The following is a 21,606-nucleotide window of genomic DNA, read 5'->3' as shown; positions in this document are numbered from 1 at the left end:
AGTATATTTCAGTAATAAATAAAATTAGAAAATGGAAAAGTATTTGATAACTGGATTAGGTAATCCTGGATATTTATATAAAAAAACAAGACATAATCTTGGTTTTTTTATTTTAGATCAAATTTCTAAAAAATATTTTCTTTCTTTCTCAAAGAAAAAATTCGGATTTATTTCTGAATTTTTTCTTGAAAAAAAGTTACTTTTTTTTTTAAAGCCTTCTACTTACGTTAATAACAGTGGTTTATCTGTTAAATATTGGATGATAAAAGAAAAAATTTTATTAAAAAATATTCTTGTTATATCTGATGATATTTATCTTAATTTTGGTGATTTTCGTTTAAAAGGGAAAGGTGGAAGTGGGGGACATAATGGATTAAAAAGTATAGAAAAAGAAATAGGAACGTCAAATTATGCACGTCTTCGTTTTGGTATTAAAAACAATTTGAAAAAAAAAATAGACTGTTATGTATTGGAGAATTGGAAAAATGAAGAAATAAATTGTTTATTTTCTAAATTAGATATAGGAATTAAAATAGTATTTTCATTTATCAAGAATGGATTGCAAAAAACAATGAATTTATTTAATAACAATTCTCAGTTAACCTTGTAGTTTAATAGGATAGAATATAGGATTCCGATTTCTATGGTATGGGTTCGAATCCCTTCAAGGTTATTTGTCAACTAACCAATTTTTTATGATTCATAATATTCGTAATTTCTGTATTATTGCACATATAGATCACGGAAAAAGTACTTTAGCAGATCGTTTGTTAGAGTTTACAAAAACTGTTTCGGACAGAAAACGGAATCAATTATTAGATGATATGGAGTTGGAGAGAGAACGTGGAATAACTATAAAAAGTCATGCTGTTCAAATGGAATATAAATATAATGATCAAGTATACATTCTAAATTTAATAGATACACCTGGTCATGTAGATTTTTCTTACGAGGTATCACGTTCTATTGCAGCATGTGAAGGAGCTTTACTTGTTGTAGATTGTACTAAAAGTGTACAAGCCCAAACTATATCTAATCTTTCTTTAGCTTTAAAAAAAAATCTTGTCATTATTCCAATTTTGAATAAAATTGATTTATCAAATTCAATCTATGAATACGAAAAAGTAATGGAAGAGATTATGGAATTGGTAGAATGTAAAACAGAAGATATTATTCCTGTTAGCGCTAAAAACGGTATAGGAGTTAATAATATCTTAGAAAGAATTGTTACATCTATTCCTTCTCCAACAGGAGATACAAAAGCTCCTTTACAAGCTATTATTTTTGATTCTTTATATAATCCATTTACAGGGATTGAAGCTTTTTTTAGAGTGAAAAATGGTTCTATTCGAAAAGGTCAAAAATTACGGTTTATGTCTACAGGAAAAGTATATTATGCTTGTGAAATAGGAACACTAAAATTAAGACATGTTTCTAAACATAAAATTAATACAGGAGATGTTGGGTATGTTATTTCTGGTATAAAAAATACTTATGAGGTAAAAGTAGGTGATACTATAACGGATGATAATAATCCAGCGGAAAAAGCAATAGAAAAGTTTGAAGAGGTTAAACCAATGGTTTTTGCAAGTATTTATCCAGTTAACTCTGATAAATATGAAGAATTACGTTCTTCTATGGAAAAATTACATTTAAATGACGCATCTCTTTCTTTTAGTAGCGAATCATCTCCTGCTTTAGGATTTGGATTTCATTGTGGTTTTTTAGGATTACTTCATATGGAAGTAATTAAAGATCGTCTAGAACGGGAGTACGGTATTTCTGTTATTTTGACTATCCCTAATGTTTCTTATAAAGTTTATTTGAAAAATGATAAAGTTATTTTAGTGAATAATCCTTCAAATTTTCCGGAAATAGAAAAATTTAAAAAAGTAGAAGAACCTTATGTTTCAGTTTCTATTATTACTAAAAATATTTATATAGGAAATGTAATATCTTTATGTGTTGGGAAACGTGGAATAATGATTGAAAATCAAAATTATTTTACTCCTGAAAAAATAAAAATCCTATTTGAAATGCCTTTATCTGAAATTGTGTTTGATTTTTATGATAAACTGAAAACAGTATCAAAAGGATATGCTTCTTTTGATTATCGTTTCATTGGTTATAGGGATTCAGATTTAAGAAAAATTACTGTGTTAATTAATCATGAAAAAATAGAACCTTTATCTCTTTTAGTTCATAAAACTAAAACTTTTTTTATAGCAAAAAAAATATGTCAAGAACTATCTATTTTAATCCCAAAACATCAATTTAGTATTCCCATTCAAGTTTCAGTATCTGGAAAAATTATAGCAAGAGAAACAATTCAAGCTTTTCGAAAAAATGTAATTGATAAATGTTATGGAGGAGATGTTTCTCGTAAGAAAAAACTTATAGAAAAACAAAAAAAAGGAAAGAAAAAAATGCGAAAAATAGGAAAAGTGGAAATTCCATCATCTGCTTTTATGAATTTTTTGAAAGTTAAAAATTAATTTTACAAAATTAAAAATCAAAAATTATTTAATATGTCTATTAAAATAGGAATAAATGGTATTGGAAGAATAGGAAAACTAGTTTTGTTATCCTCTATAAAGAGAAAAAATATTGAAGTCATATCCGTAAATGATTTAGTTCCTATAGAATATTTAGCTTATATATTAAAAAATGATTCTGTTCATGGTCCTTTTAAAGGAGATCTTAGAATAGAAGACGAAAATTATTTAGTATTAAATGAAAAACGGATAAAAGTAACGAATCAAAGAGATCCTAGTCTTCTTAATTGGGGAGATTTAAATATAGAATATGTTGTTGAATCGACCGGACTTTTTTTAACGAAAAATTTAGCTACTGCACATTTAAAGTCAGGAGCTAAAAAAGTTATTTTATCAGCTCCTCCTAAAGATAATATTCCTATGTTTGTGATGGGGGTTAATCATCAAAAAATAAAATCAAGTCAAAATATCGTTTCAAATGCTTCTTGTACTACAAATTGTTTATCCCCGATTGTAAAAATTTTAAATGACAATTTTGGGATATTGGAAGGATTAATGACAACAATTCATGCTTCTACTGCTACTCAAAAAGTAGTTGACTCTATTTCTACTAAAGATTGGAGAGCAGGAAGATCTTCATTAGTTAATATTATACCTTCGTCTACTGGTGCGGCCAATGCAGTCGGGAAAATTATACCAAGTTTAGATGGTAAATTGACAGGAATGGCTTTTAGGGTTCCTGTTTCAGATGTATCTGTATTAGATTTTACAGTTCGTTTGAAAAACAGTACTAATTATGATCAAATTAAATACTGTATGAAAAAAGCTTCTGAAACTACACTAAAAGGAATATTAGGATATACGGAAGAACCTGTTGTTTCATCGGATTTTACAGGAGATGAAAGAATCTCTATTTTTGATGTTAATTCTAGTATAATGTTGAATTCCAATTTTTTAAAAATTATTTCTTGGTATGATAATGAGATGGGGTACTCTACAAAATTAGTAGATCTTATTATTTATATGTCTTCTATTCGTTGATAAATTGATAAAATGAAACTCAAAAATTCTATTTTCTAGTTTTATGGAATGTATTTTAAAAATAAATACTTTTTTTTACGATTATCGACTTGAAAAATAAAATTTTTTATTCCATTGCTTATCATTAAAAATGGAGCTTGTATTACACTGTTATAAATTGAAATTTGGTCAAAAGTTTTTTGTTTTATCAAAATTTTTGGAGATTTACATTCGATAAGTATATGAGGAGAACCATTCAATTGAACTAAAACATCTATTCTTTTTTTTAGTTCGTTTATTTGTAAAGGATACTCTACCCATATATTTTGGTTTTTGTAATTTTTTACTTTTTTCAACAAAAAAATTATATATTGACGTATTACTTCTTCTTGAGTAAAAGAATAAAATTTTTTTCTAATTACGCAAAATATATAAATTTTGTTTTTTATTTGATTTAAGTGCAAATATTTATTTTTAACAAAATAATCTAAGGAATACATGTAATTTTTGTATTGTTACAAAATAACAATAATATGAATAAAGTAAATCATTCGTAATTTATAAGAAATGTTATGAAACAAAAAATACAAAATTGTGTTATTATCGGATCTGGACCTGCTGGTTATTCTGCTGCTATTTATGCATCAAGAGCAGATCTTCATCCTATTCTTTTTGTAGGACCTAATCCCGGTGGACAGTTGACAACTACAACTAGTATTGATAATTATCTAGGTTTCCCTTTAGGAATTGATGGAATAGATTTTATGAAAAAGTGCCAAAAACAAGCAATACGTTTTAATACTAAGATAATGAATCAATCTGTAAAAAGTGTATGTTTATCCAACAAAAATAGAGGAATACATCATATTTTTTTTGAAAAGGAGTGTATTAAGAGCAGAGGTGTTATTGTTGCTACGGGATCTAGTCCTAGATTGTTAGGAATAGAAAAAGAAAAAAAGTTTACTGGATTGGGAGTTTCTTTTTGTGCTACTTGTGATGGATTTTTTCACAAAGGAAAAGATATAGCAGTGATAGGAGGTGGAGATACTGCTTTAGAAGAAGTTAATTATCTATCGAAAATTTGTAGAAAAGTATATTTGATAGTTAGAAAGAATTATTTGAAAGCATCCAAAATATTACAATCTAATGTTTTGAAAAAAAAAAACGTAGAAATATTTTTCTGTACGAAAATTATAAAAATTATTGGAAATGATTTTTTGGAAGGAATTCAGATATTTAATCATGAAAAAAAAAATAGTAGTACTCTTTTAATTAGCGGATTATTCATTGCCATTGGTCATATTCCTAACACAGAAATTTTTAAAGATCAATTAGATTTGGATAATAAAGGATATATAATAGTAAAAAAAGGAAGTACAATGACCAATAAACCAGGAGTATTTTCTGCTGGAGATGTACAGGATTCGAATTATAGGCAAGCTATAACTTCTGCTGGTACTGGATGCATGGCAGCATTAGATTTGGAAAGGTACTTATCTTTATCATCATGAAAAAATGTAATGGTAAATTTTTTGATTTTTTAGTTTCTCATGCAAAAAGTTATGGTTTTATTTTTCCTTCTAGTGAAATTTATGGAGGATTAAATGCTGTTTATGACTATGGTCCATATGGAATAGAATTAAAAAATAACATTAAGGAATTTTGGTGGAAGTCAATGACTTTTCTTCATGAAAATATAGTAGGAATTGATACATCAATATTGATGTCTTCTGATGTTTGGAATGCTTCTGGACATGTTAGAAAATTTAATGAGTTATTAATTGATAATAAAGATTCCAAAAAAAGATATCGTCCTGATATGTTAATTAAAGAACATGTAGAAAAAAAATTCTCAAATAATACTAAAAAAAAAGAAGATATATTATTTCGTTTATCTGAATATTTAGAAAAAAAAGACTTTTTGAAATTGAGAACTTTGTTTGACGAATTAAACATTTGTGATCCTGTTTCTAAAACAAGAAATTGGACAAATTTTCATCATTTTAATATGATGTTTAAAATAAAAGATGAATCTATCAAAGATTTATTTCTTCGTCCAGAAACAGCTCAAGGGATATTTTGTAATTTTCATAATGTAAAAAACTCTAATAGGATGAAAATTCCATTTGGAATAGCTCAAATAGGAAAATCATTTAGAAATGAAATTTTCGCAAGAAAATTTATATTTAGAACGCGAGAGTTTGAGCAAATGGAAATGCAATTTTTTCTTCATCCTGAAGAAGAAAAAAAATGGTATGAATATTGGAAAAATATTCGTTTTAAATGGCATTTAAATTTGGGAGATCAAAAAAATTATAGATTACGTAATCATAATCATTTAGCACACTATGCTAGTGCAGGTGTCGATATTGAATATCATTTTCCTTTCGGTTTTAGAGAAATAGAAGGAATTCATTCTAGAAGAGATTTTGATATGAAAAAACATGAATTTTTTTCAAAAAAAAAATTAAGAGTTTCTGAATCAAAATTTCAAAAAAATTACATTCCTTATGTAATAGAAACATCTTTAGGATTAGATCGTATTTTTTTAGCTATATTTTCCTCTTCTCTCAAAAAAGAGAAATTAAAAGATGGAAAAATACGTATAGTACTAAAGCTTCCTTCTTATTTATCTCCCATTAAATCTGCTATTTTTCCACTAGTTAGAAAGGATGGATTACCAGAAATTGCAAGAAAAATATTCGATAATTTTAAAATTAATCATAAACTAATTTATGATCAAAAAGAATCTATTGGAAAATTATATAGAAGACAAGATGCAATAGGAACACCTATATGTTTTACTGTTGACTATGAAACAATAGAAACAAATACAGTTACTGTGAGGTATAGAGACAGTATGAAACAAAAAAGAGTTCCTATAAAAGATATATCTAAAATAATTAAGGAAGAGACTGGATTAGAACAAATTTTAAAAAAATTATCTTCTTTTATATAATTCTATTATATAATTCTATTTTTTATCTCTTATTTCAGCTTTTAATTCTTTTTTTAAGAAAAATTCAATTTTTTTCATAGAATTATTGATAGTTTTTTCAGTTAATGTTTTTTTTTGACTTTCGAAAAAGAAACTAATAGTGTAAGATTTTTTCGAATGTGGCAAATTCTTTCCTTCATAAAAATCAAATATTTGAATTTTTTTAATCACATGATTTTCTTTTTTCTTTATTAACTGATTCATTTTTTCAAAATGAATATTTTTGTCAACTAAAAAAGATAAATCTCTTCTTGAAGTGGGATATTTAGAAAATGGAACATAAGTTATTCTTTTTTTTTGAAGAATAGAAATCAAATATTCCCAATCTATTTCTGCATAAAATATTTCATTTTTTCTAAAAATATTACTTCTTAATTTTCCTAGTTCGACTAGATTTTTTTTATTATATAATATAGAAACGCTGTTTTCTAATAAAGGATGTTTGGAAAATATTTGAGTATAATTATATATTCCGCTTTTTTGAAAAATTTGTTCAATAATTCCTTTCAAATAGAAAAAAGGTTTATATCCTTCACATTTTTTTTCTTCTTTCTGTAAAAAAGCAATTCCTAGATATGTTTTTTCTAGAAATTTATTGTTCTTTTTATAATATATTTTTCCTATTTCAAATAATTTTATATTCGAATTGTAATAATTTATTTTGTTACAATTATATCTCATACAATTTATCATACCAAATAATAAACTGGTACGTAAAGTTTTATAATTTTGATTAATTGGATTAATAATTTTAATTTCCTCTCTCTTGAAAAAGGAATTGAGTAAATCAGAATTTTTGTACTCATCTATCATAGGAGAAGAAATAATTTCTTGAAATCCATAACAAACTAATTGTTCAAAAAGTATTTTTTGTATTTTATGTTCTGTTTTATAAAAACAGTTAGGTATGGGAGATATTTTTATGTTATCAGATATTTTAATTTTATGAATTCCATCGATACGCAATATTTCTTCGATCAAATCTATTTCTCTTTTCACATCTATTCTATAAAGAGGAATCTCTACAAAAAGAGATTTTTCATTTTCCGAGTGGATTACGATTTCTAGCAATGAAAAAATTTTTTTAATTTTTTTTTTAGATATTTTTTTTCCTAGAATATTTCCAACTTTATTATATCTAATTTTAATTGTTGATGGATATATAGGGCTAGTATAAATATCATAGATTTGGTGATCTATTTTTCTTTTTGTTATTATCTCTTTTATAAGAAAATAAGCTCTCTTTAAAGCGTATACAGTTTGATTAGGATCTGTTCCTCTTTCAAAAAGAAATTGTGATTCTGTTTGGATTAAGTGTTTTTTTCTAATTAATCGGATAAAAACAGGATTAAAATAAGCGCTACCTAAAAAAATATTTTCAGTATTTTCATGTATATCAGATTGAACACTATTAATTATTCCGGATATAGATAATGGTTTTTTAGCATCAAAAATAACTAAATCTTCTTCATCAAGTTTTCGTGTTAAGCCATCTGAAGATTGAAAATCTATATTTTCTTTAGCATTTTTTATTATAATTTTTCTTTCTTCTATTTTATCCATATCAAAAACATGTATTGGTTGTCCTAATTCATACATCACAAAATTTATAACATCTATTATATTGTTTATCGGTTGAATTCCTACAGATTTCAGTCTGTAAACTAACCAACGAGGAGAAGGTTCTATTCTTATTTTATAAATAGACATTCCAGAATATCTAATACATTTTATATTTTCTCGTATAAATATTTGTATATGATTATCTATATTTTCATTTTTATGAACTATAACTGGTGGTTTGAATAAATTTACTGTATATCCACGAAATTTTAATACAGTATATAACTCACGTGCTATTCCATAATGGCTCATAGCATCTGCACGATTAGGTGTTATTTCAACATCTAAAATATAATCTTCTTCCTCATATAGTATTTTTTTGATATTTTTTACAGGCAATCCACTGTAAGTAAGAATACTTGATATTTGTTCTGCATTGATATTATCAATAGATATATATTTTTTCAGCCAATTATATGATATTTTCATATTGTAGACATTATCAATATAAAAATGGATTCTTCTTTCTTATCATATTTGTCGGAACAAGGTCTCAAAATACCTATTTTTTTTGAATGGTGTAGCTCAAAAAGAATAAAATTTTCATTTAAACAAGATAAAATTTCAATTAAAAACTTAGAATTAAACCCCATCTTGATCTTTTCTAGTTTTGATAAACCATCAAAAATAGGTTTGCATTTGATATTTGATTCAAAGTTATTAATATTTTCCTGTTCAAATTCACATATTTTCAAATTATTACGATTTAAATGTAAATAAATGAAATTATTTCTATTTTTTTTGGAAAAAATAGAAATTCTCCTAATAGTATTTAACAACAAAAGCCTATTTATAATAAGTAAAACGTCCCAATTTCTATTGGGAATAACAGAATTATAATCTGGATATTTTTCATTAATTAATTTGCATGAAAAAATATGATTTTCAAAGTGAAATACTATATTGATATTATTTTTATATTCAATGACAATATTACTATTATTTTCATTTTTTAAAATTTCTCGAATTATGTTAAGGGATTTTTTTGGTACGGTAAATTCAATGTTTCTATCAAATTTTAGATTTTTGATAGTATATTTAACCATACGAAAAGTATCCGTAGATACAAAATTAGCTTCATAAGGAGAAAATTGAAAAAGAACTCCATTTAATATTGGTTTAAACTCTTTATTCCCAACTGCAAATAACGTTTTATTTAATATTTTTAAAAGAACATTTGAATATAAAGTAATTTTTATACTGGAAGTGGATTTGACCAAGATAGATCTTTTTTTTCGAAGAAAATCAATAGAATGTTTATGAATGGATGATATTGGAACTTCGCAAGTTCCTTGTTTAGAACAAATACTAAGTGAATTTTTTTTTTTTTTAAAGAGAAGCATTTCATCATGAAATGTAGATAAAACATTTATTATAAGATTTGTGGATATAACCGCTTCTTCTTTTGTATTTTTTTTTACATTTATTTTTATAAATGTGTTTACTACATTTTCGTAATCATACAATACTTTGATTTCTAGTTTATTTTTTATAATTCTAAAAATAAAAAATTCTGCATTTGAGTTATTGTGATTTATAATCCGATATAAAGTATGTAATTTTTGTAATAGAGAGTAACTAGAAACAAAGAAATACATATTTTTTTATTTTAAATAGCGTGAGGGGGAATTGAACCCCCGACCTCTGGGTTATGAATCCAACGCTCTAACCAACTGAGCTATCACGCATCATATTTAAACAGGAATAAAGATAGTATATTTTTGTATTTTCATTTTATTATCAATAAATAAAAATTATGGTTTTTGATTTAAGTCATTATAGAAAAAATTATCATAAAAATTCTTTATTAGAATATGAAGTACCAAAAGAACCTTTTCAATTATTTCACGATTGGTTTCAACAAGAAAAACTTGTTCAAAAAAAAAATAATAATGAAATTAACGCCATGTCTATTTCTACTATAGGAATGGACGGATCTCCAGAAACAAGAGTTGTCTTACTTAAAGAGTATTCTAAAGAAGGATTCATTTTCTATACAAATTATTATAGTTTTAAAGGAATATCTATTCAAAATAGACCAAAAGTTTGTGTTTCTTTTTATTGGAAAGAAACAGAAAGACAAATTATTATTAAAGGAATAACATATAAAATAAAAAAAGAAAAATCGGACGAATATTTTCATAAAAGACCTAAAGAAAATAAAATAGGATGTTGGGCTTCTAATCAAAGTACCAAAATTCCATCTAAAGAATTTTTATTAAAACAGTATGAAAAATGGGATTTGTTTTTCAAAAAAAATAAAAAAACAATAAAACGTCCTTTTTATTGGGGTGGTTATATTATAAAACCTTACAAAATAGAATTTTGGCAAGGACAGCCAAATAGACTTCATGATAGACTTGTTTATAATTTAGATAGAGAAAAAAAGTGGATTTTATATAGATTATCACCATAAAAATAGATAAATAAGATAAAGTTTGTACTCCACCACAAACTTTATCTTTTAAATTTACAATTTTGTTAATTCCGCACCTATTTTGAATTTAGCAACTTTTTTCCCTGGAATATGTATTTTTTTACCTGTTCTAGGATTAACTCCATTTCTAGGATTTCTTTCCACAACAGAAAAGGTTCCAAATCCTACTAAGGTAACCTTGTCTCCTTTTTTTAAAGATTCAATTATTGTTTCAATAAATGCATCTGTTACATTTTTAGCTTTTATTTTTGTTATTCCAGTTTTTTCAGCTATTGAATTAACCAATTCTGTTTTGTTCATGAATTTATATATATTTAATCAACTATAAAACAATCTTATAATTAACAATAGCAAATATAAAATATTTATATTTATAAGGGATCAACAGACTAAACTATAAGAAAAAATATTGTCTTATTGAACAAAAATATTTTCCCTCATTTTTATTCCATTAATTAGATTTCTTATATTCATTCTGTTTTTTCCTTCTATTTGTCCTTCGATAATCGATATAAATCCTTCTTTAACGGATATTTGCATTTGACATGATGATGTTATAAATATCAATCCAATAGGAAAAGAATGTTTTTTTTTCATTTTTTTAACTAGAAAAATTTTAAATCTAACGAATTTTTTTTGATTAAAAAATAATAGGGTCCATGCAGTAGGAAAAGGACTTAACCCTCTTATTTTATTGTAAATAGATTCAATAGAAGGATCATTCCATTGAATTCTACAATCTTTATTGAATATTTTTGGTGCATATTTTAAAATATTAACATCTTTTTTTTGATTAATAGGTTTTACTTTGTTTTTTATGATAACTTCCAAAGTTTCTCTAATCATAGATCCACTCATTTTTTTTAGTTTATTTTCTAATTCTCCTGCGGTTTCCTTTTTTCCTATTTTTATCTCTTTTTGGAGAATAATTTTTCCGTGATCTATTTTCTCTTCAATGAAAAAAGTTGTTAGTCCAGTTTTATTTTCTCCATTAATAATAACCCAATTAATAGGAGAAGCTCCTCTATATTGTGGAAGAAGAGATGGATGTAAATTTAAAGATCCCATTTTAGGAAAATTCCATACTTTTTTAGGCAATATTTTAAAAGAAACAACAATTTGTATATCTGCATTCCATATTTTTAAATTTTTTAAAAATAAATCATCAAGAAGATTCATTGGTTGTAAAAAAGGAATATTGTTATCTAATGCATATTTTTTCACAGGAGAAAAATATTTTTTTTTTCTTCTAGAAAATGGGTTATCAGGATTGGTAATTATTCCTACAATATTATATTGTTTTATATACAGTTCTTTTAAGGAAAAAAGTGAAAAATGTGTTGATCCTATAAATACAATTTTTGGAAACTTTTTCATATAATTTATTTGTAATTTAAATTCACTAATTTTATCTTGTGATTTATGAAAAAGTTCATTGATTTTTGAAAATCAAATATATAAAAATATCATTTTTTTTGATTTTTAAGTAAATATAGAAAACATCAATATATGTATTGGACTTTAGAATTAGCTTCTCATTTAGAAGATGCACCTTGGCCTGCAACAAAGGAAGAATTGATTGATTTCGCTGTACGTACTGGAGCTCCTTTAGAAGTTGTTGAAAACTTACAACAATTGGAAAATGGAGAAGGGGAAGTATTTGACTCTATAGAAGATATATGGGCTGATTATCCACGTGATGATGAAGATTTTTATTGGAACAGAGATGAATATGAACTTTAAGTTTTTTATTTTTGATATATATTTTTAATGAGTTTTATCAGAAAAATTTTAAATAAATTATTAGTTAATAAAAATGAAAGAGACCTCAAAGAGATTAGAACATTTTTGGTTTTAATCAAAGAAGAGGAGAGTAATATGTCTGTATTATCTGATGATGAATTGAGAAATAAAACTCATTTTTTTAAAAAAATTATAAAAGATTCTACAAAAAAATTTGATGAAGAAAAGGAAAAATTGCTTCAAGAAATACAAGAAAAATTTTTTTCTATTAGTAGATTACAAACTATTCACCATAGAATAGAAGAAATTAGAGAAAAATGTTATGAAACAGAACAAAAAGAATTGATGAAAATTTTACCTCAAGCTTTTGCTTTAATTAAAGAAACAGCAAAACGTTTTAAAGAGAAAAAACAACTTATAGTGGAATCAACTTCTTTTGACAAAGAATTATCGAAAATAAAGTCTTATGTATATTTAAATAATGAAAATCAATCTATTTGGAAAAATAAGTGGAATGCATATGGAAAATCCATAGTTTGGGATATGGTTCATTATGATGTTCAATTAATGGGAGGTGTTGTGCTACATCAAGGAAAGATAGCTGAAATGGCAACAGGTGAAGGAAAAACTTTTGTAGCGACTTTATCTGCTTATCTCAATGCTTTATCAGAAAGAGGAGTTCATATTGTCACTGTTAATAATTATTTATCTAGAAGAGATTCTGGATGGATGTCTCCTTTGATGGAATTTCATGGCTTAAAGGTTGATTGTATCGATAATTATTTACCTTCTGATATACAAAATCGTAAAAAAGCATATCAGGCAGATATTACTTATGGAACCAATAATGAATTCGGGTTTGATTATTTAAGGGATAATATGGCTTGCTCTCAAGAAGAATTGGTTCAAAGAGAATTAAATTATGCTATTATAGATGAAATTGATTCTGTTTTAATAGATGAAGCTCGTACTCCTTTAATTATATCCGGTTCTGTAGATCCTAAAAAAGATAATAAAGAGGAGTTTGAATTATTGAAAGAATATGTAGAAAATCTTGTAAAAAAGCAAAATGTAGTAGTAAATAATTTTTTACAAGAAGCAAAAAATTTGATAAAAAATAACGATAAGAAATTAGGTGGATTTAAGTTATTTCAGGCATATCGAGGATTACCAAAAAAAAGATCCTTAATTAAATTTTTGAGTGAAGATAACATCCGTTTTATTTTGCAAAAAACTGAAAATCAGTATTTACAAGACCATGGAAGAGAAATATATAAAGTAGACAAAGATCTTTACTTTGTAATTGACGAAAAGAATAACACAGTTGAATTAACAGATAAAGGAATTGAATTTTTATCTAAAAATGTAAAAGATGTAGGATTTTTTATATTACCAGATGTAAATGTAGAAATTTCTGATTTAGAAAAATCTAAATTATCTAAGGATAATGAAATAAAAGAAAAGGAAAAAATTTTAAAAAATTTTTCTATTAAATCACAAAGGATACATACTATCAATCAGCTTCTTAAAGCTTTCACTTTATTTGAAAGAGATATAGATTATGTTGTTTTAGGAGGAAAAGTAAAAATAGTAGATGAACAAACTGGTCGTATTATGGAAGGAAGACGTTATTCTGATGGATTACATCAAGCTATAGAGGCGAAGGAAAATGTACAAATAGAATCTTCTAGTCAAACATTTGCTACAATTACTTTACAAAACTATTTTAGAATGTATAGAAAAATATCAGGGATGACTGGAACAGCAGAAACAGAATCAGGAGAATTTTTGCATATCTATAAACTAGATGTAGTAGTAATTCCTACACACAAAAAAGTACAAAGAAAAGATTTACAAGATCTTGTTTTCAAAACAAAACGAGAAAAATATAACGCAATTATAGAAAAAATTATTTATTTATCTGAACATGAAAAACGTCCAGTTCTTGTTGGAACAACATCTGTTGAAGTGTCAGAATTTTTAAGTAGAGCTTTAAAATTTAGAAAAATTTTGCATAATGTTTTGAATGCAAAATTGCATGATAAAGAGGCATATATTATAGCAAAAGCAGGATTCCCTGGATCGGTTACTATTGCAACAAATATGGCAGGTCGTGGAACAGATATTAAATTATCAAAAGAGGTTGTTAAAAATGGAGGATTGTCAGTTCTTGGAACAGAAAGACATGATTCTCGAAGAGTAGATAATCAGTTAAGAGGTAGATCTGGACGTCAAGGAGATCCAGGAAGTTCTCAATTTTATGTTTCATTAGAGGATAATTTAATTCGTTTATTTATTGATTCAGAAAAACTTTCAAGATTAATGGATAGATTTGGTCATAGAGAAGGTGATATAATACAACATTCTTTATTAACAAAATCTATTGAAAAAGCACAAAAAAAAATAGAAGATAATAATTTTAGTACACGAAAACGTTTATTAGATTATGATGATGTAATTAATAGGCAAAGAGAATTTATTTATAAAAAACGTAAAAATGCATTATTTGGTAGAGAATTGAGTTTAGATATTTCTAATATGATTTATGTTTTGTTAGATGTGATGATTTCAGCTAATGAATCTTTAAATAATTTTAAAAATTTAGAATATGAGTTTATTCAAATTTTTAATTGGAAATTTCCATTTCAGGAAATAGAATTTCTATCATATAAAAAACGTGATTGTGTGAATAAACTTCATGATATCATTATTAATTTCTATCATAAAAAAAAGGAAGAAATGATTAACAAAGATATAATGCCTATTATATCTAATATTAAAAATATAGAATCTTATCGAATACAAGTTATTTTTACTGATGGATTACAAAATTTAGTTTCTACATCAGATTTGAATGAATTGTACAATACAAAAGGTCGATCTTTGTTATCGACATTTGAAAAAAAGACTATATTATGTTTCATGGATGAAAAATGGAAGGAGCATTTGCGTGAAATGGATAATTTACGATTTTCTGTGCAAAATGCGGTTTTTGAACAAAAAGATCCTTTGATTGTTTATAAACAAAATGCTTTTAATTTATTTCAAGAAAGAATCTATGATATTAACAAGAAAATTGTTTCTTTTTTACTTAAGTCTACCATAATGAAATGTGATATTTTGTGTATTCCAAAAAATAATATAAAAATAGATCTTTTAATGAAAGGAAAAAATGGAAGAAAATTTGGAAGAAATAATAGAATTAACATTCGTCATTTAATTACAGGAGAGACCAAAAACATTAAATTTAAACAGGCGGAATTCTTTTTAGAAAAAGGAGAATGGATTATAGAGAATGATTCTCTTTAAAAAAAAAACGAATATTTTTTATCATAATTTCATTGATTTCTTTTTGCTATATTGCGGTTAGCTTTTTAGCTGTGCAAAAAAATTTTGATCGTGTAAATTATGTACCATATAATACATTTGGAGTAGTTTTAGGAACTTCTAAATATTTACATGGAGGAGGAGTGAATGCTTATTTTCAATATAGAATTGATGCTGCTTGTTCTCTTTTTTATCATAAAAAGATACGATACATTATTGTAAGTGGAGACAATAGAGAAAAAAATTACAATGAACCCAAAATGATGAAAAAAGAATTAATAAGAAAAGGAATTCCTTCTCATTTTATATATGAAGATTTTTATGGGATCAATACTTTACAATCTGTTTTAAGAGTTTATAAAATTTTTAATCAAAAAAGATTTACAATTATATCTCAAAAATTTCATAATGAGAGAGCTATTTTTATTGGAAATTGTTTAGGATTAGATATTATTGGATTTAATGCTAAAAACCTGTCTTTTGACAGTAAAATACAACTTAGAGAAGTATTCGCTAGGATTAAAGTTTTCTGGGATATTTTTTTGATTTTTCAATCATTATGATAAATATTTTTTTAAAATTTTTGCATTCTTATATTGACGAGTATCTATTTCAAGTAGAAAAGGATTATCTGATTTTTTCCAAAAAAAAGATAAACTTTTCTTTAAAGTGTATTGATTAGAAACTTTTTCATAGTTCCAATTATGCATTTCACATATTTTTTTCGCAGAAAAAATATGTTTCGTTTCGAAAAAATTGAAAATTTCTTCAGGAAGTTTAGTTTTTGAAATAAATCTGAAAATGTTTCCACCTCCATTATTAATAAGTATAATTCTAAAATTTTTTGGAGTATAATTATTCCATAAAGCATTACTATCGTAAAAAAAACTTATGTCTCCAATGATTAATGTTACAATTTTTTTACTACTTATTGCAGAACCTATAGCTGTTGAAACACATCCGTCGATTCCTGATGTTCCACGGTTACAATAAGATTGAACAGAAGATTTTTTTTGATAAAAAAGTTCATAATATCTTATGATCATACTATTTCCTAATTGTAAAATTGAATTGTTTGGAATAGATTTGAATACAAAGAAAAGAACTTTTAAATCAGAAAAACTTTTTTCTTTTTTGAAAAAAAAATTGTGTTTTTTTATTCTTGTTTTTCTTAATTTTTCCCATTTGTATCTGTAATCTGAAATCGATAAATTATAATTTTGAAAAATTTGAAAAAATGACTCTAGAGTCATAGACCAATAAGTAGTTAATTTATAATAAGTATCTGGATAATTTTCATAATTTTCTCCTATATGCCAATGATATATTGGAGGATATTTTCTTAAAAAGAATTTTATTTTCTTGGATATAATATTTACTCCAACAGTTAATAGAATATGAGGTTTAAAGTTCAACCATTCTTTAACAGACATATTAAAAACAAGTTGATCTATATTTGAAAAAAATAATTTACTCCGTACATGAGATGTTGTTTCTGTTAAGATAACAATAGACGAATCTAAGCTTAATTTTCTTAATATTTCTTTCATATTTTTTTCTGGATAATTTAATCCTAATAAAATCATTTTTTTTGCATATTTTTTCCATATCAATTGTTCTTTTTTATAAGATTTAGATATTTTAATACAGGAATTTTTTTCTGTTATAGTTCTTATAATTTTAGGATTTACTTTTAATCGATTTGTTGTTTTGTAAAGAGGTTCTGAAAAAGGGATGTTAATATGTATAGGTTTATTTTTTAAAATACATTTATTAATCGATTCATTTATCAATTTTTCATTATACCACAAACCTGATTGAGTTTCCTCTTCTGTTAGTTGAACAGATGTTTCTACATGTTTTTGAAAAATATTTTCTTGATGGATTGATTGTCCGTCAAAAATATCTATAATTTCTTTTGGACGATCTGCAGTTACTAAAATAAGTGGAATATTTTGATAAAAAGCTTCTGTTACTGCAGGATAATAGTTAACAACAGCAGATCCAGAAGTACAGCTAAGAACTACAGGTGTTCTGATTTGTTGTGCTATTCCTAAAGCAAAAAAACCAGCACAACGTTCATCTACGATACTATAAGATTTAAAATATTTATTTTGTGTAAAATGAATAATAATGGGAGCATTTCTAGATCCTGGAGATATAATTATATTAAATATAGATTTCTTTTTTAGTATCTCACCTAAACTTTGCACAACTTTTTTGTTGGAATACATATTAATTAAATTAATCCTCCATTTACATTTAATACAGAACCAGTGATGTAGTCAGATAAATCTGAAGCAAGAAATAAAGTGCAATTAGCAATATTTTGAGGAGTTCCTGCTCTTTTTAATGGAATATTCTTTATCCAATTATTTTTTATCTTAGATGGAAGACGAGAATTCATTTTTGTAGTAATATATCCAGGAGCTATAGCATTACAACGGATATTTTTTTTTCCTAGTTCTCTAGCTATAGATTTAGTAAATCCAATAATTCCAGATTTGGATGCTGCATAATTAGATTGTCCAATATTTCCTGTTAATCCTATAACGGAACTCATATTAATAATACTTCCTTTTTTTTGTCTAATCATAGGAAAGATAACATATTTAGTTAAATTGAATACAGAATAAAGATTAGTTTTTATCACGTAATCCCAATCATCTTTAGAAATTTTAAGCAAAAAATTATCTTTTATAACACCAGCGTTATTTACTAATATATCTATGGTTCCATATTTTTTTACGATTTTTTCAACTAAATTTTTTGATGAATCAAAGTTTGAAAGATCAGTTTGATATGCTTCTACTGAATTTTTTAGTTCTGAAACTAATTTATTTGCCTCCTTTATTGAGGAAAAAAATGTAAAAATAACATTAGCTCCATGTTGCACAAAAGTTCTTACAATAGATTTTCCTATATCTCCTGAACCTCCTGTAACTAAAGCTATTTTTTCATTTAATAATTTCATACAATAGAATGTTTATTTTTTTTGATTTTATTTATTAATTGAAAAATTAAATTTAATTGTTTTTCCATGCTTAAAAACGTGTTATCTATTTCTATATAATCTATGTGTTTTTTCAGAGGAGAAATTGTCCTGGAAGTATCCATAATATCTCTATGAATAATGTTTGTTCTTACTTCTTCATAAGAAATTTGTTCTCCTATTTTTTGTAAATCTCGATATCTCCTATAAGAACGAACCTCTATAGATCCTTTCATAAAAATTTTCAATTCTGATTTAGGGAAAACAGAAGAACCAATGTCTCTTCCATCCATAACAATTCCTTTTTTTTCCCCAAAATTTTTCTGTATAAGAGTTAATTTTTCACGAATTTCAGGAATTTGAGATATGAAACTAACTTTTTTCGTTACATCTAATGATCTAATCTCAGATTGAATATTTTCTCCATTTAAAAATATATCTGTTTGATCAATTTTATTGTTACATATAAATTTAAAATTTATATTCTTTAGAAAAGGTATAAAATTTTGTACATTCCACAAATCACTATTAAAAATTCCTTTTCTAATCGCTAACAAAGTCACTCCTCTATACATAGCTCCTGTATCTATGTACTTATATTTTAACTTCTTAGAGATTTCTTTTGCCAAAGAGCTTTTCCCAGATGAAGAATATCCATCTATAGATATGATAATTTTATCATTCATATTAATAATATTATCTATTTAATTTTAGTTCATATTTATATGATAGTAATTTGTAGTAAAGTTTAACAGCTAAAAAATCTGTAGAGGATTCTTTTTCATTTGGCAAAAGTTCAACTATATCAAATCCTATTATTTTTTTTTTTTCAAAAACTTTTTTTAAAAATTTTAAAGTTGTATACCAATCTAATCCTCCTGGTTCTGGAGTGCCAGTCGAAGGAGCAATACTTGGATCAAAAACATCTATATCTATGCTAATGAATACATTTTTTGAAAGTTTTTGAATGGCTTTTTTCATCCAGAAATCGTTTTGATAAATTTCATGCATGTAAAAAACATTTCCTTTTTGAAGAAATTTATTTTCAAGTGAATCCATGCTTCGTATCCCTATTTGTATTAGTGGATATTTTTTGGAAGCTTCATGCATAGAACAAGCATGATTGTATGGGTTTCCTTTATATACAGGACGTAAATCTACATGTGCGTCCATATGAAGAATACTTAAATTTTGATATTTTTCTCCAAAGGCTCGAATACTTCCTATAGATATAGAATGATCTCCTCCTATGAGAGTAACAAATTTTTCTTTGAGAAGATATTTTTTTGTAGTTCCGTATACTTTTTCAACCATTTTGATAGAGGAAATTGAATCAATTACGGGCATAGGAACAATAAAAATCCCTCTCTTATATACTTCTGAATTAGTTTCAATATCATATAATTCTATGTGTTCTGCTGCAGATAAAAAATATTTAGGTCCCTTTTTAGAACCTTTTTTCCATGTTTGAGTAGAATCATATGGTACAGGAATCAGTACTGTATTAGATTTTTCAAGTGTAGAATATTTTTTAGATATTCCAGCAAAAGTTTTTTTTTTATCAAAAATTTTCAATAACCTAATATTTTTAATATTTCTTCAGGTCTTTGTGAATGACGAAATATTCTATATACAAAATTATTTTTTTCGTCATGGTTTATTAATATATGAATAGGCTGTGGAATCAAACAATGATGAACTCCTCCATATCCACTAATTGTATCTTGATAAGCTCCAGTATTGAAAAATCCGATATAGAGTGGAGTTTTTTCATGAAAAAAAGGAAGATATATGGCATTCATATGTTGTTCCGAATTGTAATAATCATCGCTATCACATGTTAATCCTCCTAAAAATACCCTTTCGTAACAATCATTCCAACGATTAATAGCCATCATAATGAATCTCCTACTAATTGCCCAAGTGTCAGGAAGAGTAGTCATAAAAGAACTATCTATCATATTCCATTTTTCTCTATCATTTTGACGTTTTTGATTAAGTATTTTATATAAAATTCCTCCACTTTCACCTACAGTGTATGCACCAAATTCTGTGTATATATGTGGTTCAGGAATATTTTCTTCTTGACAAAATTTTTTAATTTGATAAACAATTTCATTAGCCATATATTCATAATCATAATTGAAAGACATAGATGTTTTAATTGGGAATCCACCTCCTATATTCAAAATATCTAATTTTTTCGCTATTTTTTTCAATTTAGCATAAATATGTAAACATTTAAAAAGTTCATTCCAATAATAAGCAGTATCTTTTATTCCTGTATTAATAAAAAAATGCAACATTTTTAATTCTACTTTTGGATTATTTTTTATTTTGTTCAAATAAAAAAGAACAATGTCTTGATATCCTATTCCTAACCTAGAAGTATAAAATTCAAATTTTGGTTCCTCTTCAGAGGCTATACGTATTCCTAATTTGAAAGGAAAATTGATAACTAAATTTAGTTTATCTAATTCATCTGAATTATCTAATATTGGTATTGTATTGTAAAAACCATTATTTATTAATTCTGATATATTTTCAATATAATTTTTTGTTTTGAATCCATTACATATTACTTCAATTTTTTTACTAGTTTTTCCTTTCTGATAAAGATTTTTTACAATTTCTATATCATAAGCATATGAAGTTTCAATGCTAACATTATTTTTTAATGCTTCTTCTAATATAAAAGAAAAATGAGAACTTTTTGTACAGTAACAATAAGTATATTTATTATTATATTTATTAGAATGGATCGCTTTTTCAAACCATTTTTTAGCTTTCTTTATGTTTTGAGATATTTTTGGTAAATATGTAAATTTTAGTGGAGTTCCGTATTTTTTTATTAGATCCATTAATGGAATCCCATGGAATTCTAATAGATTATTTTTTATAGAAAACTCCTCAGTAGGAAAATCAAAAGTTTGATCAATTAGATCTTCATAACGAATTTTCATTGTAAAAT

At 25.3% G+C, this 21,606-nt stretch carries 19 protein-coding genes and 2 tRNA genes; 10 read left to right on the top strand and 11 right to left on the bottom strand.

Annotated features, from left to right (window positions below; translation table 11 throughout):
* Positions 1-31 precede the first annotated feature (31 nt).
* The 4 genes from pth to gap all read left to right on the top strand — a co-directional run bounded on the left by pth (position 32) and on the right by gap (position 3,536).
* Positions 32-610, top strand: coding sequence for an aminoacyl-tRNA hydrolase (pth, locus tag H0H40_RS02960; protein ID WP_185869013.1), 579 nt, complete (start codon positions 32-34; stop codon positions 608-610).
* Positions 601-673, top strand: a tRNA-Arg gene (locus H0H40_RS02955). The genes pth and H0H40_RS02955 overlap by 10 nt, the downstream gene beginning before the upstream one ends.
* Positions 674-698: 25 nt before the next feature.
* The gene (lepA, locus tag H0H40_RS02950; protein ID WP_317167216.1) at positions 699-2,495 is read left to right on the top strand and encodes a translation elongation factor 4; all 1,797 of its coding nucleotides are present in this window, start codon (positions 699-701) and stop codon (positions 2,493-2,495) included.
* 33 nt (positions 2,496-2,528) lie between these two features.
* Entirely contained in the window at positions 2,529-3,536 is a 1,008-nt protein-coding gene (gap, locus tag H0H40_RS02945; RefSeq protein ID WP_185869011.1) for a type I glyceraldehyde-3-phosphate dehydrogenase, read from the top strand.
* 41 nt (positions 3,537-3,577) lie between these two features.
* Here the strand turns inward: gap and H0H40_RS02940 are convergent, their stop codons facing one another.
* Positions 3,578-4,015 (bottom strand): type I restriction enzyme HsdR N-terminal domain-containing protein, encoded by a 438-nt coding sequence (locus tag H0H40_RS02940; RefSeq protein ID WP_185869010.1) that lies wholly within the window; start codon positions 4,013-4,015, stop codon positions 3,578-3,580.
* A 72-nt stretch (positions 4,016-4,087) separates the two neighbouring features.
* Here H0H40_RS02940 and trxB point away from each other — a divergent pair, with 72 nt between their 5' ends.
* The gene (trxB, locus tag H0H40_RS02935; RefSeq protein ID WP_185869009.1) at positions 4,088-5,026 is read left to right on the top strand and encodes a thioredoxin-disulfide reductase; all 939 of its coding nucleotides are present in this window, start codon (positions 4,088-4,090) and stop codon (positions 5,024-5,026) included.
* Positions 5,023-6,474: a glycine--tRNA ligase gene (locus tag H0H40_RS02930; RefSeq protein WP_185869008.1), complete on the top strand. Its 1,452-nt coding sequence runs from the start codon at positions 5,023-5,025 to the stop codon at positions 6,472-6,474. The genes trxB and H0H40_RS02930 overlap by 4 nt, the downstream gene beginning before the upstream one ends.
* A gap of 15 nt (positions 6,475-6,489) precedes the next feature.
* Here H0H40_RS02930 and pheT read toward each other — a convergent pair whose 3' ends face one another.
* The 3 genes from pheT to H0H40_RS02915 form a co-directional block, all read right to left on the bottom strand.
* Positions 6,490-8,565: a phenylalanine--tRNA ligase subunit beta gene (gene pheT, locus H0H40_RS02925; protein WP_185869007.1), complete on the bottom strand. Its 2,076-nt coding sequence runs from the start codon at positions 8,563-8,565 to the stop codon at positions 6,490-6,492.
* Positions 8,562-9,734 carry a DNA polymerase III subunit beta gene (gene dnaN / locus H0H40_RS02920; RefSeq protein WP_185869006.1) on the bottom strand — a complete coding sequence of 391 codons (1,173 nt, stop codon included), beginning with the start codon at positions 9,732-9,734 and terminating at the stop codon, positions 8,562-8,564. Before dnaN ends, pheT begins: the two co-directional genes overlap by 4 nt.
* Positions 9,735-9,750: 16 nt before the next feature.
* A tRNA-Met gene (locus H0H40_RS02915) sits at positions 9,751-9,824 on the bottom strand.
* A gap of 68 nt (positions 9,825-9,892) precedes the next feature.
* Here H0H40_RS02915 and pdxH point away from each other — a divergent pair.
* Positions 9,893-10,552, top strand: a complete 660-nt coding sequence (pdxH, locus tag H0H40_RS02910) for a pyridoxamine 5'-phosphate oxidase (RefSeq protein WP_185869005.1) — start codon at positions 9,893-9,895, stop codon at positions 10,550-10,552.
* Between the two features lie 54 nt (positions 10,553-10,606).
* Here pdxH and H0H40_RS02905 read toward each other — a convergent pair whose 3' ends face one another.
* Together H0H40_RS02905 and fmt are read right to left on the bottom strand one after the other, a co-directional pair.
* Positions 10,607-10,873: an HU family DNA-binding protein gene (locus H0H40_RS02905; protein ID WP_185869004.1), complete on the bottom strand. Its 267-nt coding sequence runs from the start codon at positions 10,871-10,873 to the stop codon at positions 10,607-10,609.
* Between the two features lie 114 nt (positions 10,874-10,987).
* The gene (gene fmt, locus H0H40_RS02900; RefSeq protein WP_185869003.1) at positions 10,988-11,950 is read right to left on the bottom strand and encodes a methionyl-tRNA formyltransferase; all 963 of its coding nucleotides are present in this window, start codon (positions 11,948-11,950) and stop codon (positions 10,988-10,990) included.
* Positions 11,951-12,082: 132 nt separating this feature from the next.
* Here fmt and H0H40_RS02895 point away from each other — a divergent pair, with 132 nt between their 5' ends.
* The 3 genes from H0H40_RS02895 to H0H40_RS02885 are packed head-to-tail and all read left to right on the top strand — an operon-like array spanning position 12,083 to position 16,206.
* Positions 12,083-12,316 (top strand): DUF2795 domain-containing protein, encoded by a 234-nt coding sequence (locus H0H40_RS02895; protein WP_185869002.1) that lies wholly within the window; start codon positions 12,083-12,085, stop codon positions 12,314-12,316.
* Positions 12,317-12,343: 27 nt separating this feature from the next.
* A complete protein-coding gene (secA, locus tag H0H40_RS02890; RefSeq protein WP_185869001.1) occupies positions 12,344-15,625 on the top strand; it encodes a preprotein translocase subunit SecA in 3,282 nt (1,093 codons plus the stop codon).
* 32 nt (positions 15,626-15,657) lie between these two features.
* Positions 15,658-16,206 carry a SanA/YdcF family protein gene (locus H0H40_RS02885; RefSeq protein WP_238785682.1) on the top strand — a complete coding sequence of 183 codons (549 nt, stop codon included), beginning with the start codon at positions 15,658-15,660 and terminating at the stop codon, positions 16,204-16,206.
* Here the strand turns inward: H0H40_RS02885 and menD are convergent.
* Genes menD through H0H40_RS02860 form a run of 5 tightly spaced genes read right to left on the bottom strand, consistent with a single transcriptional unit; the run spans position 16,201 to position 21,598 of the window.
* Entirely contained in the window at positions 16,201-17,877 is a 1,677-nt protein-coding gene (gene menD / locus H0H40_RS02880; protein WP_185869000.1) for a 2-succinyl-5-enolpyruvyl-6-hydroxy-3-cyclohexene-1-carboxylic-acid synthase, read from the bottom strand. The genes H0H40_RS02885 and menD overlap by 6 nt on opposite strands.
* Before the next feature lie 5 nt (positions 17,878-17,882).
* Complete coding sequence (gene fabG / locus H0H40_RS02875; protein ID WP_185868999.1) at positions 17,883-18,617, bottom strand: 3-oxoacyl-[acyl-carrier-protein] reductase; 735 nt, start codon at positions 18,615-18,617, stop codon at positions 17,883-17,885.
* Positions 18,614-19,321 carry a (d)CMP kinase gene (cmk, locus tag H0H40_RS02870; protein WP_185868998.1) on the bottom strand — a complete coding sequence of 236 codons (708 nt, stop codon included), beginning with the start codon at positions 19,319-19,321 and terminating at the stop codon, positions 18,614-18,616. Before cmk ends, fabG begins: the two co-directional genes overlap by 4 nt.
* Before the next feature lie 10 nt (positions 19,322-19,331).
* On the bottom strand, positions 19,332-20,210 hold the full coding sequence (speB, locus tag H0H40_RS02865) for an agmatinase (RefSeq protein ID WP_185868997.1): 879 nt from the start codon (positions 20,208-20,210) through the stop codon (positions 19,332-19,334).
* Complete coding sequence (locus H0H40_RS02860; protein ID WP_185868996.1) at positions 20,207-21,598, bottom strand: type III PLP-dependent enzyme domain-containing protein; 1,392 nt, start codon at positions 21,596-21,598, stop codon at positions 20,207-20,209. Before H0H40_RS02860 ends, speB begins: the two co-directional genes overlap by 4 nt.
* Positions 21,599-21,606: the final 8 nt, after the last annotated feature.

The sequence above is a fragment of the Blattabacterium cuenoti genome (genome assembly GCF_014252295.1).
Lineage (GTDB): Bacteria > Bacteroidota > Bacteroidia > Flavobacteriales > Blattabacteriaceae > Blattabacterium > Blattabacterium cuenoti_V.
Note: the sequence above shows the minus strand (reverse complement) of the source record. Positions and strands in the feature narration are given on the sequence as shown.